This window comes from Aquibium carbonis (assembly GCF_003970795.1).
Classification (GTDB): domain Bacteria; phylum Pseudomonadota; class Alphaproteobacteria; order Rhizobiales; family Rhizobiaceae; genus Aquibium; species Aquibium carbonis.
In genome coordinates this window covers 1-16614 of the sequence record NZ_RWKW01000109.1, presented here as the reverse complement: position 1 = coordinate 16614, position 16614 = coordinate 1, and the positions used below count along the sequence as shown (strand labels likewise).

Genomic DNA, 16614 nt, shown 5'->3' with positions numbered 1-16614 from the left:
GGCAGCGGCGCGTCTGCGGCCGGGGACGTCAGGTGCGCCATGACGGCGGCCGGCAGGTCCATGCGCCAGGCCTCCACGAGGCGCAGCGCGTCCTGCCGCGTCGAGCCGTCGGGCACGGTCGGCCCCGACGAGACGAGGGCGGCGACGTCGCCCGGAATGTCGGAAACGACCAGCGTCACCACCCGCGCCGGATGCGCGGCGGCGGCAAGCCGCCCGCCCTTGATCGCCGAGACGTGCTTGCGGATGGTGTTCATGGCCGCGATCGGCGCGCCGGACGCCAGAAGCGCCCGGTTGACGGCGATCTCGTCGTCCAGCGTGAGCCGCCCGGCCGGCGCCGGCAGCAGCGCCGAGCCGCCGCCGGAAACCAGCGCGACAACCAGATCGTCTTCCGTCAACCCCGCGACCTTGTCGAGCAGTCGCCGCGCGGCGGCGAGCCCGGCGGCGTCGGGCACCGGATGCGCGGCCTCGATCACCTCGATGGTCCGGCACGGCGTCGCATAGCCGTAGCGGGTCACCACCAGCCCTTCCAGCGGCGCGTCCCAGGCGTCCTCGAAGGCCCGCGCCATCTGGGCCGAACCCTTGCCGGCGCCAATGACGATCGTCCGGCCCTTCGGCCGCTCCGGCAGGTAGCGGCCGATCACGCGGGCGGGATCGGCGGCCGCCACCGCCGCGTCGTAGAGTTCGGTGAAGAAGCGCTTCGGCTCGATCGCGGTCATGCCGAAGCACCCGCCTTCAGCCATTGTTTCGCCCAGCCGAGCCCGGCCTCGGTGTCGCCCGCCGGCATGTATTCGCAGCCGACGAAGCCCTCGTAGCCGCGCGCGTCGAGCGCCGCGAGCACGAAGCCGTAGTTCACCTCGCCGGTGTCCGGCTCGTGGCGACCGGGGTTTCCGGCGATCTGCACATGGCCGATCAACGCGCGGAACCGGTCGAACGTGGCGATCAGCTCGCCGCGCGTGCGGCTCTGGTGGTAGAAATCATACTGGATGCCGACTCCCTCCGACGCGACCGCTTCCACGACCCGGGCGGCCTGCTCGACCGAGGTGAGGAAGTAATCCGGCGTGTCGAACGGGTTCAGCGGCTCGATCAGCAGCCGGACGCCATGCGGCGAAAACACCGCCGAAGCCTCGCGCAGGTTTGCAACGAAAACGGCTTCCCGCTCGGCCATGCTGGCCGGCCCCGACAGCACGCCCGCCATGCAATGCAAGCGCTTGCAGCCCGTCGCACGCGCGAAACGAAGCGCCGGCTCAAGGCTGTCGCGAAACCGGTCGCGCGCCTCGGGCAGGCTGGCCAGGCCGCGCTCGCCAGCGGCGAGATCGCCCGGCGGCAGGTTGAAGAGCACCGCGTCGAGCGCGTGGCGCCTCAGTTCGGCGGCGATGTCATCGGCATCGAACGCATAGGGAAACTGGAACTCGACGGCCGAAAACCCCGCCTGCGCCGCGCGTCCGAACCGCTCGAGGAACGGCGCCTCGGTGAACATGGTGGACAGGTTGGCGGCGAGTTTCGGCATGCGGGTTCTCCGTCGGATCAAGGATTGCGGTCGGACGGGACCGTCACGCGGCCGGCAATGCCAGGCGGGCGTGGTCGAGCCCGAGACGAGCGCACAGCGCCTCCACCACGAGCGCGTGATCCTGGCGCTGCGGCAGGCCCGAAACGGTCACGCAGCCGATGATGCCGGCATCGGCGAGCCGGATCGGGAAGCCGCCGCCGGCCAGGACGTAGTCCTTCGGATCGAGCCCATGGCGCGCCGGAAACAGCCCGTCGGCGGTATTCTGTTCCAAGGCGACGCGATAGCTGCTGCGGCCCATGCGCCTGACGGTGGCGACCTTGCGGCGCACCCAGTCGGCATTGGCGTCGGTCGAGCCCGGCAGGGCGGCGAAGAACAGCGCCCGGTCCCAGGTGCGAATGTCGATGACGATCGGCAGCGCCTCGCGCAGCGCACGCTCGCGGAGCCAGATGCCGAGGCGGAAGGCCTCGTCCTCGTCGAAGCGCGGGAAGACGATCGCGGCCTCCTGTTCGCATATCCGGGCGATGTCGGTCTCGATGCTCATGGTCGTCATCCTCCCGTCGACGCGCGCTGCAGGCGTCCGCGCGTCGATCGACTAGCATGGATCGAATCCGGCTCAAACATCCCGGGCCGCCGAAGGGGGACGAGGCTGGCGCCCAAGCCCGGCGGCGCGAAAACGGGAAGGCCGGTGTCGATCGGTCGAGGGTCTGACGAGAGCCGCCGCGCAGCCCCGGCGGGTCGGGATCGCAGGCTCGTTTGCCGAATCTCGGCTGATCCGATAGCGAAAGGGACGATCAACCGCGCAGGCGAGGCCCCTCATGCGACGTCTCCGGGAATACGCTGCCCGCGACCTCCTGATCGGGAAGCCGTTGAAGGCGGCCTTCAAGGTCGGCCGCAACGCGGTCATGCGCGAAGCCTACTGCGCCCGCCGGGCGGAAGGGCTGGACGCCTTGCTGGCGAGGATCGAGGGCCTGCGCGGCGGAGTCCTGGCGATCACCATCGCCTTCGAGATTCCCTGGCTGATCGCGTATCTGGCGGATCGCTTCGAACGCTTCTCGCAGGACGCCGTCCTGGTCGTCTGCGACAATTCACGGACCCCGGCTAGGCGCGTCGAGATCGAGGCGATCTGCCGGTCGGCCGGCGTGCCCTATCTGGCCTTGCCGCCCAACCCCGCCCGCCATATCGACCGGTCGCACGGCAATGCCCTCAACTGGGCGTTTCGCCATGTGGTCCGGCGGGTGGAACCGAAGGTCTTCGCCTTCCTGGACCACGACCTGTTTCCGCCCGGCCCCTTCGCCCTTGCGCCTCTCGTGGAACGGCAGCCCGTCTACGGGCTGCGCCTGGACGGGATCGGGAGCTGGTCGCTCTGGGCCGGATACGCCGTCTTCGATTTCGAGCAGGTCGGCGACCGGCCGCTGGACTTCTATCCCGACCCCGATCGCGAGCTCTTCACCGGGGGACGGAACTGGGAGCATGTCTATCGCCATCTGGACGATCGCGCGCTCGCCTTCGGCCAGTTCCACAGCCATGCCTTCGAGGACATGCTCGACCGCGATGGCAAGCCGCTGCGCTGCGGGATCATCGACCGCTGGATGCACCTGGGCGGCGCGTCGCGGTTCCCCGACAAGATCGCCGCCAGCGCCTTCTTCCAGCAGGTGCTGGACGCTCGCCAACCCGGAGGCTGACGACGCGGCGAAGCGCCCGAGCCGCCGCTCAGCCCTTCAGCCTGGCCGAGGTGTCCTCGTCGGTCCGGCCGGCCGCCATCCGCGCGAAGGCTTCGCGCCAGCCGCCATAGAGTTCGGGCATCTCCGCCAGGATCGCGGCATCGGCCGGATCGATCCGCCGCGTCAGCCGGGCCTGCGTGACCCGCCGCACCGTCCAGCCCGGGCAGCGGCGCTCGACGAGCGCGACCGTGTCGCCCGGCTCGACATGTCCGGGCTGGAGCACCCGGTAGTACCAGCCCGTGCGCCCCGTCTTCTGGAACAGATAGGCCATGCGCTCCTCGCCCGTGTGGGCGGCGAGTTTCCAGCACGGCTGCCGCCCCTGGCTCACCTGCACGGTGGCGGTGCCGAGCGCCAGCACGTCGCCGATGCACAGCGTCTCCTCGGTCAGGCCGGTCGTCGAGAGGTTTTCGCCAAAGCCGCCGGGCGAAAGGTCGTCGCGGCCGAGTTCGCCGCGCCACGCGGCATAGTGCTCGCCCGGATAATGATGGATCGCCTTCTCCAGCCCGCCATGCGCGTCGAGGTCGGCCTGCGCGTCGCGAACCAGGCCCGTCGGCCCGATCTCCAGCCTGTCGGCCGTGCGCCGCTTGCCGATCGCCGAGGGCGGCTTGCCGGGCCATCGATCCTCGACCGCACCGATGAACAGCGCCTCGATCGTCGCCGAAAGGTTCATGGGGCACTCCGTCGGGTTGCTTCGGCCGGCAGTAGAACCGCCTGGTTGGAGGCAGGCAAGCGGCAGTGTCGGGCGTGTCTTGGGGCAGGCATGCCGGCTGCCGGGTCAGACTATCCCTTCGCCGACCGCCCCGCGACATAGACTGCCTTCACCGCCCGGTCGTCGCCGAGTGTCTGCAGCAGGAACAGCTCCTGCGCCAGCGTCGTCACGCGCTCGTTGCGGATCGACATGGCCGGCGTGGCGGCGGCGTCGAGGATGACGATGTCGGCGTCGGTCCCGGGCTCCAGGGTGCCGGCACGGTCGACGATCGACAGCGCCTCGGCATTGCCGCGCGTCAACTGCCAGAAGCTGCGCAGCGGATCGAGCTTCTCGCCCTGCAAGGCGATCACCTTGTAGGCCTCGTCCATGGTCCGCAGCATGGAGTAATTGGTGCCGCCGCCGACGTCGGTCGCCGTGGCCACGCGCAACCGCTTGTCGCGCCGCCGGTAGCGCTGGTAGTCGAACAGCCCGGAGCCGAGAAACAGGTTCGAGGTCGGGCAGAAGACCGCAACGCCGCCCGCTTCCGCCATCGCATCGGCCTCGCGATCCGACAGATGGATGCAGTGCCCGAACAGGCTCCGCCCGCCCAGCAGGCCGTAGCGCGCGTAGACGTCGGTATAGTCCCTGGCCTGCGGGTAGAGCTCCCGTGTCCAGCGGATTTCCGCATGGTTTTCGGACAGGTGCGTCTGCACGTGGCAGTCGGGGTGTTCGGCCGCCAGCGCACCGGCCATTTCCAGCTGTTCGGGGCTGGACGTGATCGCGAAGCGCGGCGTGATGGCGTAGAGCTGCCGGCCCTTGCCATGCCAGGCGGCGATCAGCGCCCTGGTGTCGTCATAGCCCGATTGCGGCGTGTCGGTGAGCCCCTCCGGCGCGTTGCGGTCCATCATCACCTTGCCGGCGATGTTGAGCATGTCGCGTGCGTGGCTTTCCTCGAAGAAGGCCTCCGCCGACGCCTTGTGAACCGAGCAGTAGGCGGCCACCGTCGTCGTGCCGTGGCGGATCGCCTCGTCGAGGAACAGCCGAACGATGCGCCGGCCGTGCTGGGCGTCGGAAAACCGCGTCTCTTCGGGAAAGGTGTAGTCGTTCAGCCAGTCGAGGAGTTCGGCCCCATAGGAGGCGATCACCTGCATCTGCGGCATGTGGACATGCGCGTCGATGAAGCCCGGCATGACCAGGTGCGGGCGGTGGTCGGCCAGGGTGGCGTCCGGCCGCGCTTGCGCCCGGACCGCCGCATGGTCGCCGACCGCGACGATCCGGCCCTCGCGCACCAGAACCGCGCCGTCTTCCTCGAAACGATAGGAAGCGCGATCCTCCACGCCCTCCGGCTCGCGCAGGAAGGACAGCACCCGGCCGCGGATGAGAAGGTCGGTCACGCTACCGCGCCTCTTCGAACCAGGCGACGATCAGCGCCCGCTCCTGCGGCGTGATGTCGGTCAGGTTGCCGGGCGGCATGGCATGGCTGCGGCCGGCCTGGAGGTAGATCTCGCGGGCATGGTTGGCGATCGCCGCGTCGGTGTCCAGCCGCACGTTCTTCGGCGCCTGGTGCACGCCCTCCCAGAAGGGCTCCGCCGCGTGGCACATCGAGCAGCGTCCGAGCACGGTGTCGCGCACCGGCTCGAAATGCACCGAGGCGAGGAAGCGTTCGGCGCCGGCGGCCGTGCGGTCTTCACCCGTCAGCACCTTGGGCACGGTGGACAGCCACATGATGATGACGAAGAGGATGGCGGTCACCAGCCAGGTCCAGGTCGGATTGCCCTTCCGCGCGTGCACGGTGTTGAAATAATGCCGGATCGAGACCCCCATCAGGAACACCAGGATCGCGATCACCCAGTTGAACTCCGTGGCGAAGGCCAGCGGATAGTGGTTCGACAGCATGAGGAACACGACGGGCAGCGTCAGGTAGTTGTTGTGCAGCGAGCGCGTCTTGGCGATGCGGCCGTATTTCGGGTCGGGCTTGCGGCCGGCGATGAGGTCGGCGACGACGATCTTCTGGTTGGGTATGATCACCATGAAGACGTTGGCCGACATGATGGTGGCGGTGAAGGCGCCGAGATGCAGCAGCGCCGCGCGGCCGGTGAAGAGCTGCGTGTAGCCCCAGGCCATGAACACCAGCACGACGAACAGCACCAGCATCAGCCGCGTGTCGTTCATGCCGAGCGGCGAGCGGCAGAGCAGGTCGTAGACGATCCAGCCGAAGGCGAGCGAGGCCAGCGATATTCCGATCGCCACGGGCGCCGACACGTCGAGCACGTTCGGATCGATCAGGTAGAGTTCCGCGCCGGCATAGTAGACGACGGCGAGCAGCGCAAAGCCGGTCAGCCAGGTGGAATAGGCTTCCCACTTGAACCAGGTCAGGTGCTCCGGCATCTGCGCCGGCGCCACGAGATATTTCTGCACGTGGTAGAAGCCACCGCCATGCACCTGCCACTCTTCGCCGTAGGCGCCTTCGGGCAGCCCGGGGCGCCGGTGCAGGCCGAGATCCAGCGCGATGAAATAGAAGGAGGAGCCGATCCAGGCGATGGCGGTGACGACGTGCAGCCAGCGCACGCCGAAGGAGAGCCATTCCCACCACAAAGCGAAATCGTTCATGCCCCATCCTTTCGGCCGATCTTGAAACTGTACGTGTTGCAGTGCAAACGGAAAGAGGGCCACTGCCCCGACACTTTCAAAAAAAACTAGAAAATAATAGGCTGCCCCCAAGAAACCGAGGGGCAGAGCCCCCGCAACCGGGCAGATGCCGTCCCATGGCCTATCTCGACAACGTCGCCGTCTTCGTCCGTGTCGTCGAACTGGGCAATCTTTCGGCTGCCGGCCGCGACATGCGCATTTCGCCCGCCGTCGCCTCGAACCGCATCAAGGAGCTCGAGAAACACCTCGGCGTGCGCCTGTTCAACCGCACCACCCGCCAGTTGATGCCGACGGAACAGGGCCGCGTGTTCTACGACGGCGCCAGAAAGGTGCTGGAAGCCGTGTCCGACGCGGAAGCGGCCGTGAGCGCGCTGTCGGGCCAGCCGCGCGGCACGATCCGCGTGACCGCGCCGCTCGGCCTCGGCCGCCGCATGATCGCGTCGGGAATTCCGGAATTCCGCAACCGCTATCCCGACATCGAGGTGCGGCTGCGCCTTTCCGACCACGAGGTCGACATCCTGAAGGAAGGCATCGACGTCGCCTTCCGGCTCGGTCTTCTCGAGGATTCGAGCCTGAGGATGCGCGGCATCCTCGATTGCGAGCGCGTGCTCGTGGCGAGCCCCACCTATCTGGACAAGCGCGGCGAGCCGAAGACGCCGGAGGAGCTTCTGGCCCATGACTGCCTGATGCTGCGCTATCCCGGCGCGCGCGAGCATGTCTGGACGCTGCAGACGGAGGCCGGTCCGCGCAAGCTGGACGTGCGCGGACCCTATGACTCCGACGATGGCGACGTGCTCACCGGCTGGGCGCTCGCCGGCCACGGCGTGATCCTCAAGCCGCGCTTCGAGGTGGAACCCTTCATCCGCGACCGGCGCCTTCAGGTGATCCTGACCGCCGCGCCGCCGCCGCCCGTGCAACTGGCCGCCGTCTTTCCGCACAGGCAGTATCAGGACACCAAGCTGCGGCTTCTGCTCGACTTCATGGCCGACCGCTGCCAGCGCATGATCCGCGACATCCTGGCGGGGCGCTGAGGACCACGATGGGCCGCATCCTCCTGGCCGCGAGCGTGTGGGGACTGCTCGGCATGGCGGCCCTTCCCGCGCTTCTGTATCTCGCCGTGTTCCTGCTGGCGCAGGTCTTCGATCCGCGCTGTTCGGCGCAGGCCGGCGACCCGGCTTGCGCGTCGGCCGCCTTCGGCATCGCTCTGGCCTCCGTCATGCCCGCTTTCGGACTGTTCTTCCTGGCCGGCGTGATCGCCGGAAGCCGGCGGCTGCGCCGCCAGACCGCGCGCGACTTTTCCGCCGTCCTCGATGGCGCCGGCACCGGTTCGCCGTCGTCCGGGCGCGACGAGGAACGCGATTGACGCTGAGCACTTGATCTCGCGCAAAGACAATCTAAACGCGAAACGGCAAGCTGACTTCACTTCATGCAAGGGAGGTTCGATTGCTGACGAGGCGCGCGGTTCTGGGGGGAGGAGGCGCAGGGTTCGTCGCGGTGCTGGCGGGATGCGGAGATGCGACCGAGATGACGGACTACGAACAAGCGGCCCGGACGCTCCGGGAGCCCATGCCAGGGCATGCGGGCCTCGTCGACTGCGCGCGCTACGCGACACTGGCCGCCAACGGCCACAACACCCAGCCCTGGCGATTTTCGCTCTCCGCCCGCCGGGTCGACATCCGGCCGGACCTGTCGCGGCGCACGCCCGTGGTCGATCCCGACGATCATCACCTCTGGGCAAGCCTCGGCTGCGCGGCGGAGAATTTTCTCATCGCGGCGCGCGCGCAAAGCCTGCACGGCGACGTCCGCTTCGACCCGGCCGACGACGGCGGGCTTGTCCTCGATCTGGAGCGCGGCCCGGCCGGGACCGACGACCTGTTCGAAGCCGTGCCCCGGCGCCAGTGCACGCGATCCGACCATGATGGCCGGCCCGTCTCGGCGGCCGATCTGGAGGCGCTGGAGGACGCGGCCCGCATCGACGGCGTCCGGATCGTCTACATTCTCGACAGGCCCCGCATCGAGACGGCGGTCGAGCACGTGGTGGCCGGCAACACCGCGCAGATGCAGGACGAGGCCTTCGTCGCCGAACTGAGGCAGTGGCTGCGCTTCAACGACGGCCAGGCGCTCGACACGCGCGACGGGCTCTATGCGGGCGCGTCCGGCAACCCCACGCTGCCCGGCTGGCTGGCCAATCTCGTCTTTCCGCTGGTGTTCAGGACCGGCAGCGAGAACGACAAATATGCCCGCCAGATCCGGTCCTCGTCGGGAATGGCCGTCTTCGTGTCGGCGCAGGACGACCGCGCGCACTGGGTGAAGGCGGGCCGCGCCTACCAGCGCTTCGCGCTCAAGGCGACGGCGCTCGGCATCGCCAACGCCTTCGTCAACCAGCCGGTCGAGGTGCCCGCGCTGCGCGCGGAGTTCGCGCGATGGCTGGACCTCGAAGGGGGCGAGCGGCCCGACCTCGTCGTCCGGTTCGGTTATGCGCCGCCGCTGCCGATGTCGCTGCGGCGGCCGGTGGACGAGGTGGTGGACTGATCAGGCCTTCGCCAGCGCCGTCATGATTTCGGCCGCGGCCAGCGCCGCGATCACCGCCGGGCGCTTGTCGCGAACCGCCGCGCCGCCGATCGGCGACACGAGGCGGGCGAACTCGGCCTCGCTGCCGCCGGCGGTCTTCAGGAACCAGCTCCGGAACGTCGCCTTCTTGGTCTGCGATCCGATCATGCCGACATAGGCGGTATCGCCGCGCCGCAAGGCTTCCGCCACGATCAGGAAATCGAGCGCGTGGTCGTGGGTGAGCACCACGAAGGCGGCGCCGGGCGGCGCCTCGCGCACCTGTTCCTCCGGCACGGGCGTCAGCCGCGTCGCGACCGCTTCGGGAAAGCCTTCGAGCGCCTCGGCGCGGGTCTCCACCACCGTCGCCCGCACCGGCAGCAGGGCCAGCGCCTGCGACAGCGCGCGCCCGACATGGCCGCCGCCGAACAGCAGGACGGACGGCAACCGCGCGTCCTCCGTCTCGGCCGCCGCCACCGTCGATCTGCGCCGGGCTTCGTCCATCGACGTGACCGACAGCGACACGCGGCCGCCGCAGCACTGGCCGATTTCGGGACCGAGCGGGATGTCGAGGGTGTGCGCCTCCGACGCTCCCGGCCGTGGGGAAGACTGGGAGCGCAGCATCTCGCGCGCCCGGTCGATCGCCATGAACTCGAGCTGGCCGCCACCGATCGTGCCGAAGATCGCGCTCGGCGCAACGAGCATCCACGCCCCGGCCTCGCGCGGCGTCGACCCCTTCGCCTCGGCCACCTCGACCCTTGCGACGTGAGAATGGGCGTCGAGGAAGGCGCGTAGAAGGGAAGCGGTTGCGGGCATGGCTCTAGGCGGGCCGCCCCGCCTCCCGATTCAGCCGCTCGACCGCCATCAGCACGCATTCGGGCGTGGCGGGCGCGTCGAGGCGCGGGCACAGGCGATGGTCGGCCACACTCGCCACGGCGTCCGAAATGGCGTGGAAGACCGCGACGCCGAGGCAGAAGGGCGGTTCGCCGACGGCCTTGGAGCGGTGAATGGTCGGCTCGCCCGCCTCGGGCCAGTCGGCGAGCGTGACGTTGAAGATCTTCGGCCGGTCGGAGGCGAGCGGGATCTTGTAGGTCGAGGGCGCATGCGTGCGCAGCCGCCCCTTGGCGTCCCAGACGAGTTCCTCCGTCGTCAGCCAGCCCATGCCCTGGATGAAGCCGCCCTCGATCTGGCCGATGTCGATCGCCTTGTTCAGCGACCGTCCGGTCTCGTGCAGGATGTCGACGCGCTCGACCATGGTCTCGCCGGTCAGGGTGTCGATCTCGACCTCGGCGCAGGCCGCGCCATAGGCGAAATAGTAGAAGGGGGTGCCCTGCCCCTTGTCGCGGTCCCAGTGGATCTTCGGCGTCTTGTAGAAGCCGGTGGCCGAAAGCTGCACGCGCGCCATGTAGGCCTGCTGCGTCAGCGCGCCGAAGGCGATTTCCTGGTTGCCGACCCGCACCCGGTTGGGCAGGAAGACGACCTGATCGGCCGGCACCTGGTACTTCTCCGCCGCGAAGTCGGTGAGCCGCTGCCGGATCGTCCGCGCCGCCGCCTGCGCGGCCATGCCGTTGAGATCGGTGCCCGACGAGGCCGCCGTCGCCGAGGTGTTGGGCACCTTGGCCGTGGTCGTGGCCGTGATCTTCACCTGGTCGATGTCGATCTGGAACTCTTCGGCCACCACCTGCGCGATCTTGACGTAGAGCCCCTGCCCCATTTCCGTGCCGCCGTGGTTCAGGTGCACCGAGCCGTCGGCATAGACATGCACCAGCGCACCCGCCTGGTTGAAATGCGTGGCCGTGAACGAGATGCCGAACTTGACCGGCGTCAGCGCCAGCCCGCGCTTCAGCACCGGCGACCCGGCATTGAACGCCGCGATCGCCTGGCGGCGGCCGGCATAGTCGGCGCTCGCCTCCAGTTCCGCCACGATGCGGTGGATGATGTTGTCCTCCACCGTCTGGTGGTAGGGCGTCACGTTGCGATCCGTCGTGCCGTAGAAATTGCGCTTGCGGATCTCCAGCGGGTCCTTGCCCAGCGCGAAGGCCACCTCGTCGATCACCCGCTCGCAGCCGACGATGCCCTGCGGGCCGCCGAAGCCGCGAAAGGCGGTGTTGGACACCGTGTTGGTGTAGAGCGGCGCCGACTGCGCCTTCACCGCCGGGTAGTAGTAGGTGTTGTCGCAGTGAAACAGCGCCCGATCGGTCACCGCGCCCGAGAGATCGGCCGAGAAGCCGGCCCGCGCGGCGAAGAAATAGTCGACGCCCAGGATCTGGCCCTCGTCGTCGAAGCCGACCTCGTAGTCGATGACGAAATCGTGCCGCTTGCCGGTGGCGGTCATGTCGTCGTCGCGGTCGGGCCGGATCTTGACCGCGCGACCGTGCCGCTTGGCCGCCACGGCGGCGATGGCCGCGAACTGGTTGCCCTGCGTCTCCTTGCCGCCGAAGCCGCCGCCCATGCGCCGGATCTCCACCGTGACCGCATGGCTCGGCACGCCGAGCACCTGCGCCACCATGTGCTGCACCTCGCTGGGATGCTGCGTGGAGGAATAGAGCGTCACGTCCATGTCCTCGCCGGGGATGGCCATCGCGATGTGGCCCTCGAGGTAGAAATGGTCCTGACCGCCGAGCCGCATCGTGCCCTTGAGCCGGCGCGGCGCGGCCTCGATGGCGGTTTGCGCGTCGCCGCGCTTCAGCGTCAGCGGCGGCGTCACCAGCTTGCCGGCGCGCCGGTCGATATCCCGGATATCGGTGACGAAGGGTTCTTCCGCGTACTCCACCTTCGCCAGCTTGCAGGCCCGCCGCGCCTGTTCGCGCGTCTCGGCGATCACCGCGAAGATCGGCTGGCCGAGGAACTGGACCTTGTCGGTGGCCAGCACCGGCTCGTCGTGCCGGTGCGTCGGCGAGATGTCGTTTGCGGCCGGCATGTCGTGGCCGGTCAGGACGTCGACCACGCCGGGCGCGGCCCGCACGGCTGTCAGATCCATCGACAGGATCGCGCCATGCGGAACCGTCGACAGGCCGAGATAGGCATGCAGCAGGCCGGCCGGCTCCGGCATGTCGTCGATGTAGACCGCCTGCCCGGTGACGTGCTTGTGCGCCGAATCGTGGCGCTGGCTGGAGGCGACGCCGCCGACGATCGCCTTGGCCGTGAGCGAGGGAGATGCGTGCCTGTTCATGATCACGCGGCCCTTTCCCGGGTCACCATCACCGGCATCTCCGCCCCGCCATGGGCGAGGAAGAAGCGCTTGAGCAGGTTCTTTGCCGCCAGCATGCGGTATTCGGCCGAGGCGCGCATGTCGGAGATCGGCTGGTAGTCGGCCGGATAGGCCTGCATCGCCGCCTCGATCGTCGCCAGCGTCCATGGCTGGCCGAGAAGCGCGGCCTCCACCGCCTTCGCCCGCTTCGGCGTTGCGGCCATGCCGCCATAGGCGATGCGCGCCGAGGCCACCTTGCCATCCTCGAGCGACATCGCAAAGGCGCCGAGCACCGCCGTGATGTCCTCGTCGCGCCGCTTGGTGACCTTCCAGGCGGCGAATTGCGTGTTCGCCGCCGGCACCGGAACGTGCACCGCCTCGACGAACTCGCCCGGCAGCCGGTCCTGCCTGCCATAGGCGACGAAGAAATCCTCCAGCGGGATGGTGCGGCGCGCGCCGCCCTTGCGGAGCGTGAGGGAGGCGCCGAGCGCGATCAGTGGCGGCGGCATGTCGCCGATCGGCGAGCCGTTGGCGATGTTGCCGCCGATGGTGCCCATGTTGCGCACCTGCGCGCCGCCGATCCGGTCGATCAGCGGCCCCAGAGCCGGAATCCGCGCCGACAGCGTCTCGAAGGCGTCGGTGTAGCTGACGCCCGCGCCGATGGTGAGAACGCCGTCATGCTCCGAGATGGTTCTCAGCTCGTCGAGATGGCCGATGAACACCACCGGCGCGATGTCGCGCATGAACTTGGTCACCCAGAGCCCGACGTCGGTGGAACCGGCGACGATGGTGGCGGTCGGCTCGGCCTCCAGCACGGCGGCGAGATCATCGACGCTGGCGGGAAGGACGAAGCGGTCCTTGCCCGTGCCGACCTCGACCCGCCCGCCCGCGCGGATCGCGGCCAGCCGTTGCGCCACCGAAGCGCGTTCCGTCGCCAGGAAATCCGCCTCCAGCGTGCCATAGGACGAGATCGCCCGCGCCGCCTTCACGATCGGCTCGTAGCCGGTGCAGCGGCACAGATTGCCCTGCAGCGCCTTCTCGACGGCGGCCTCGGACGGGTCCGGATCCTGCATCCACATGGCATAGAGCGACATGACGAAGCCCGGGGTGCAGAAGCCGCATTGCGAGCCGTGGAAATCCACCATCGCCTGCTGAACGGGATGCAGCGCGCCGCCCTCGCCCCTGAGGTGCTCGATGGTGACCACGTGGCAGCCATGCAGCGAGCCGACGAAGCGGATGCAGGCATTGACGCCCTCGCAGACGAGACCTTGCGGCGTCGGCCGCCCGACGAGCACGGTGCAGGCGCCGCAGTCGCCCTCCGCGCAGCCCTCCTTGGTGCCGCGCAAGGCCCTGGCGAGCCGCAGCCAGTCGAGCAGCGTGTCGTCCGGCCTGACGTCGGACAGCGCCACCTCGGCGCCGTTGAGGAGGAAGCGGATCTGGGTCTCGGCCTTGATCACGTCGTTCAGCTCCCGCGATAGGTGGAATAGCCGAAAGGCGAAAGCAGCAGCGGCACATGGTAGTGGGCGGCCTCCGCCATGCCGAAGCGGATCGGGATCTGGTCGAGGAACAGCGGATCGGGCAACGCCGTCCCTTGCGCGCGCAGGTAGTCGCCCGCGAAGAAGACGAGTTCGTAGGTGCCGGTCTTGAAGGCCGCGCCCGCCAGCAGCGGCTCGTCGCAGCGCCCGTCGGCATTGGTCGCGACGGTCTTCAGCTTCGTGTGGGAATTGCCGCTCACCCGGTAGAGCGCGATCGCGAGACCGGCCGCGGGCTTGCCCGTGGCGGTGTCGAGAACATGCGTGGTCAGCTTCCCACCGGTCATCCCGTATCCATCCGTTCCCATGTCCGTCCCGAGATAGTGCAGCAATTCACAACGTCGCATAAGCCGTGACGGCTCGGGGCGCGGCAAAAAGACTTTCAAATTTTTCAACGGGAATGGACATGATCGCCTCTGGTACTGTTGAAGAACGACGATCGACGACCGCAGGGTGGACAAGGCGCGCATGACCGCAGTTCGATATCCTCGTGACATGCGGGGCCATGGCGCCCATCCGCCGGACCCGCAATGGCCGGGCGGCGCCCGGATCTGCGTCCAGTTCGTCGTCAACTACGAGGAGGGCGGCGAGAACTGCGTCCTGCACGGCGACGCCGCCTCGGAAGCCTTCCTGTCGGAAATCACCGGCGCGCAGCCCTGGCCGGGCAAGCGCCACTGGAACATGGAATCGATCTACGAGTACGGCGCCCGCGCCGGCTTCTGGCGGCTTCACCGCCTGTTCACGCAGGCCAGCGTGCCCGTCACCGTCTACGGCGTCGCCTCGGCGCTGGCCCGCTCGCCCGACCAGGTGGCCGCCATGGCGGACGCCGGCTGGGAGATCGCCACCCACGGGCTGCGCTGGATCGACTATCGCGACCACGACCCCGAGACCGAGCGGGCCGATCTGGTCGAGGCCATCCGCCTGCATGCCGAGGTCGTCGGCGAGCGGCCGGTCGGGCTTTACCTCGGTCGCACCTCGGTCAATTCCGTGCGGCTTGCCTGCGAGGAAGGCGGCTTCGCCTACATCTCCGACACCTATGACGACGATTTGCCCTACTGGCTCGACCATGACGGCCACGGCAACGCGATCGCCCCGCAGCTCGTCATCCCCTACACGCTGGATGCCAACGACATGCGCTTCGCCATCCAGGCGGGCTTCACCGAAGGCGACCAGTTCTTCACCTACCTGAAGGACGCCTTCGACACGCTCTATGCCGAGGGCGCCGAAGGCCGCGCCGGGATGATGAACGTCGGCCTGCATTGCCGCCTCGTCGGACGTCCCGGCCGCGCGGCGGCGCTGAAGCGCTTCATCGACTACGTGCAGGGTCACGAGAAGGTGTGGATCGCGCGGCGCATCGACATTGCCCGCCACTGGGCGGAGCACCACCCCTACCAGCCGCCAGCGCTGCGCCCCTCGCGCCTGGACGAGTCCGCGTTCGTCGCGGCCTTCGGCGGTGTCTTCGAACATTCGCCCTGGATCGCCGAACGCGCCTGGAGGCTCGAGCTCGGCCCCGCGCACGACTCGGCCGGCGGCCTGCACAACGCGCTCGCCCGCATGTTCCGCTCGGCGAGCGAGGACGAGCGGCTGGGCGTCCTGCGCGCCCACCCCGACCTCGCCGGCAAGCTTGCGCTGGCCAAGCGTCTGACGGCCGAATCCACCGCCGAGCAGGCCTCCGCCGGGCTCGACGCGCTGACCGATGCCGAGCGCGCCCGCTTCACCGAACTCAACACCGCCTATGTCGACCGCTTCGGCTTCCCCTTCATCATCGCGGTGAAGGGCCTGACCAAGGCCGATATCCTCGCCGCCTTCGAGCGGCGCATCGCCAATTCGCGCGAGGAGGAGTTCGACACCGCCTGCCGGCAGGTCGAGCGCATCGCGCTTCTGCGCCTCAAGGACAGGCTGCCCTCATGACCGATGTGACCGCACGTTCCTACTATGCGCCGCAGGGCGGGCTGCCGCCGCAGTCGCAGCTGCTCACCGGCCGCGCCGTCTTCACCACGGCCTATGCGGTGATTCCGAAAGGGGTGATGAGCGACATCGTCACCAGCTACCTGCCGTTCTGGGACAAGACGCGGGTGTGGATCCTGTCGCGCCCCCTGTCGGGCTTCGCCGAGACCTTCTCGCAATACATCATGGAGGTCCAGCCCGGCGGCGGCAGCGCCCGCCCCGAGCCCGACCCGCAGGCCGAGGGCGTGCTCTTCGTCGTCGAAGGCGAGCTGACGGTGACGCTGGCTGGCGTGGAACGCGTGCTCGGCCCCGGCGGCTACGCCTACCTGCCGCCCTCCGCGCGCTGGACCGCGCGCAACGCGGGGGCGGCTCCCGCCCGCTTCCACTGGATCCGCAAGGCCTACGAGCCGGTGGAGGGCCTTAGCCTGCCCGACGCGATCTTCACCAACGAAAAGGACGTGGCGCCGAACCCGATGCCCGGCACCGAAGGCCGCTGGGCCACGACCCGCTTCGTCGACCCCGAGGACCTGCGCTACGACATGCACGTCAACATCGTGACGATCGCGCCGGGCGCCGTGATCCCCTTCATGGAGACCCACGTGATGGAGCACGGGCTCTACGTGCTGGAAGGCAAGGGCGTCTACCGGCTGAACCAGGACTGGGTCGAGGTGGAGGCCGGCGACTACATGTGGCTGCGGGCCTTCTGCCCGCAGGCCTGCTATGCCGGCGGCCCGTCGAACTTCCGCTACCTGCTCTACAAGGACGTCAACCGGCATGCGAGGCTGGGCGTCCGATGAGCGCAAGGTCTTCAGAAAGCACCCCCACCCCTCACC

At 68.9% G+C, this 16614-nt stretch carries 16 protein-coding genes; 6 read left to right on the top strand and 10 right to left on the bottom strand.

The features are described 5' to 3' along the window. The 3 genes from EJC49_RS22910 to EJC49_RS22900 all read right to left on the bottom strand — a co-directional run. On the bottom strand, window positions 1-716 hold a 716-nt coding region (locus EJC49_RS22910), incomplete at its 3' end, for a glycerate kinase type-2 family protein (RefSeq protein WP_126702253.1). Continuing rightward, window positions 713-1507 (bottom strand): 2-oxo-tetronate isomerase, encoded by a 795-nt coding sequence (otnI, locus tag EJC49_RS22905; protein ID WP_126702252.1) that lies wholly within the window; start codon window positions 1505-1507, stop codon window positions 713-715. The genes otnI and EJC49_RS22910, both read right to left, overlap by 4 nt. 43 nt (window positions 1508-1550) lie before the next feature. Further along, window positions 1551-2048 carry a heme-degrading domain-containing protein gene (locus EJC49_RS22900; RefSeq protein ID WP_126702251.1) on the bottom strand — a complete coding sequence of 166 codons (498 nt, stop codon included), beginning with the start codon at window positions 2046-2048 and terminating at the stop codon, window positions 1551-1553. Between the two features lie 274 nt (window positions 2049-2322). Between EJC49_RS22900 and EJC49_RS22895 the strand changes: the two genes are divergently transcribed. Then, the gene (locus EJC49_RS22895) at window positions 2323-3189 is read left to right on the top strand and encodes a hypothetical protein (protein ID WP_126702250.1); all 867 of its coding nucleotides are present in this window, start codon (window positions 2323-2325) and stop codon (window positions 3187-3189) included. A gap of 28 nt (window positions 3190-3217) precedes the next feature. Here EJC49_RS22895 and EJC49_RS22890 read toward each other — a convergent pair whose 3' ends face one another. The 3 genes from EJC49_RS22890 to EJC49_RS22880 form a co-directional block, all read right to left on the bottom strand. Further along, on the bottom strand, window positions 3218-3898 hold the full coding sequence (locus EJC49_RS22890) for an MOSC domain-containing protein (RefSeq protein WP_126702249.1): 681 nt from the start codon (window positions 3896-3898) through the stop codon (window positions 3218-3220). A gap of 110 nt (window positions 3899-4008) precedes the next feature. Further along, window positions 4009-5310: a guanine deaminase gene (guaD, locus tag EJC49_RS22885; RefSeq protein ID WP_126702248.1), complete on the bottom strand. Its 1302-nt coding sequence runs from the start codon at window positions 5308-5310 to the stop codon at window positions 4009-4011. Window position 5311: 1 nt separating this feature from the next. Beyond that, the gene (locus tag EJC49_RS22880) at window positions 5312-6526 is read right to left on the bottom strand and encodes a urate hydroxylase PuuD (protein WP_126702247.1); all 1215 of its coding nucleotides are present in this window, start codon (window positions 6524-6526) and stop codon (window positions 5312-5314) included. Between the two features lie 155 nt (window positions 6527-6681). Between EJC49_RS22880 and EJC49_RS22875 the strand changes: the two genes are divergently transcribed. From EJC49_RS22875 to EJC49_RS22865, 3 genes are all read left to right on the top strand, one after another. After that, complete coding sequence (locus EJC49_RS22875) at window positions 6682-7596, top strand: LysR family transcriptional regulator (protein WP_126702246.1); 915 nt, start codon at window positions 6682-6684, stop codon at window positions 7594-7596. 8 nt (window positions 7597-7604) lie between these two features. Further along, window positions 7605-7928: a hypothetical protein gene (locus tag EJC49_RS22870; RefSeq protein WP_126702245.1), complete on the top strand. Its 324-nt coding sequence runs from the start codon at window positions 7605-7607 to the stop codon at window positions 7926-7928. Window positions 7929-8089: 161 nt separating this feature from the next. Beyond that, window positions 8090-9097 carry an Acg family FMN-binding oxidoreductase gene (locus EJC49_RS22865; protein ID WP_126702244.1) on the top strand — a complete coding sequence of 336 codons (1008 nt, stop codon included), beginning with the start codon at window positions 8090-8092 and terminating at the stop codon, window positions 9095-9097. Here EJC49_RS22865 and xdhC read toward each other — a convergent pair whose 3' ends face one another. The 4 genes from xdhC to uraH are packed head-to-tail and all read right to left on the bottom strand — an operon-like array spanning window position 9098 to window position 14121. Next, a complete protein-coding gene (gene xdhC / locus EJC49_RS22860) occupies window positions 9098-9928 on the bottom strand; it encodes a xanthine dehydrogenase accessory protein XdhC (protein ID WP_126702243.1) in 831 nt (276 codons plus the stop codon). Between the two features lie 4 nt (window positions 9929-9932). After that, complete coding sequence (gene xdhB, locus EJC49_RS22855; RefSeq protein ID WP_126702256.1) at window positions 9933-12284, bottom strand: xanthine dehydrogenase molybdopterin binding subunit; 2352 nt, start codon at window positions 12282-12284, stop codon at window positions 9933-9935. Between the two features lie 2 nt (window positions 12285-12286). Beyond that, the gene (xdhA, locus tag EJC49_RS22850) at window positions 12287-13768 is read right to left on the bottom strand and encodes a xanthine dehydrogenase small subunit (protein WP_425358840.1); all 1482 of its coding nucleotides are present in this window, start codon (window positions 13766-13768) and stop codon (window positions 12287-12289) included. Then, window positions 13765-14121, bottom strand: a complete 357-nt coding sequence (uraH, locus tag EJC49_RS22845) for a hydroxyisourate hydrolase (protein WP_126702242.1) — start codon at window positions 14119-14121, stop codon at window positions 13765-13767. The genes xdhA and uraH overlap by 4 nt, the downstream gene beginning before the upstream one ends. A gap of 181 nt (window positions 14122-14302) precedes the next feature. Between uraH and puuE the strand changes: the two genes are divergently transcribed. Continuing rightward, complete coding sequence (gene puuE / locus EJC49_RS22840; protein WP_245453530.1) at window positions 14303-15745, top strand: allantoinase PuuE; 1443 nt, start codon at window positions 14303-14305, stop codon at window positions 15743-15745. Further along, complete coding sequence (locus EJC49_RS22835; protein ID WP_126702241.1) at window positions 15742-16578, top strand: bifunctional allantoicase/(S)-ureidoglycine aminohydrolase; 837 nt, start codon at window positions 15742-15744, stop codon at window positions 16576-16578. Before puuE ends, EJC49_RS22835 begins: the two co-directional genes overlap by 4 nt. The last annotated feature ends 36 nt before the right edge of the window (window positions 16579-16614 follow it).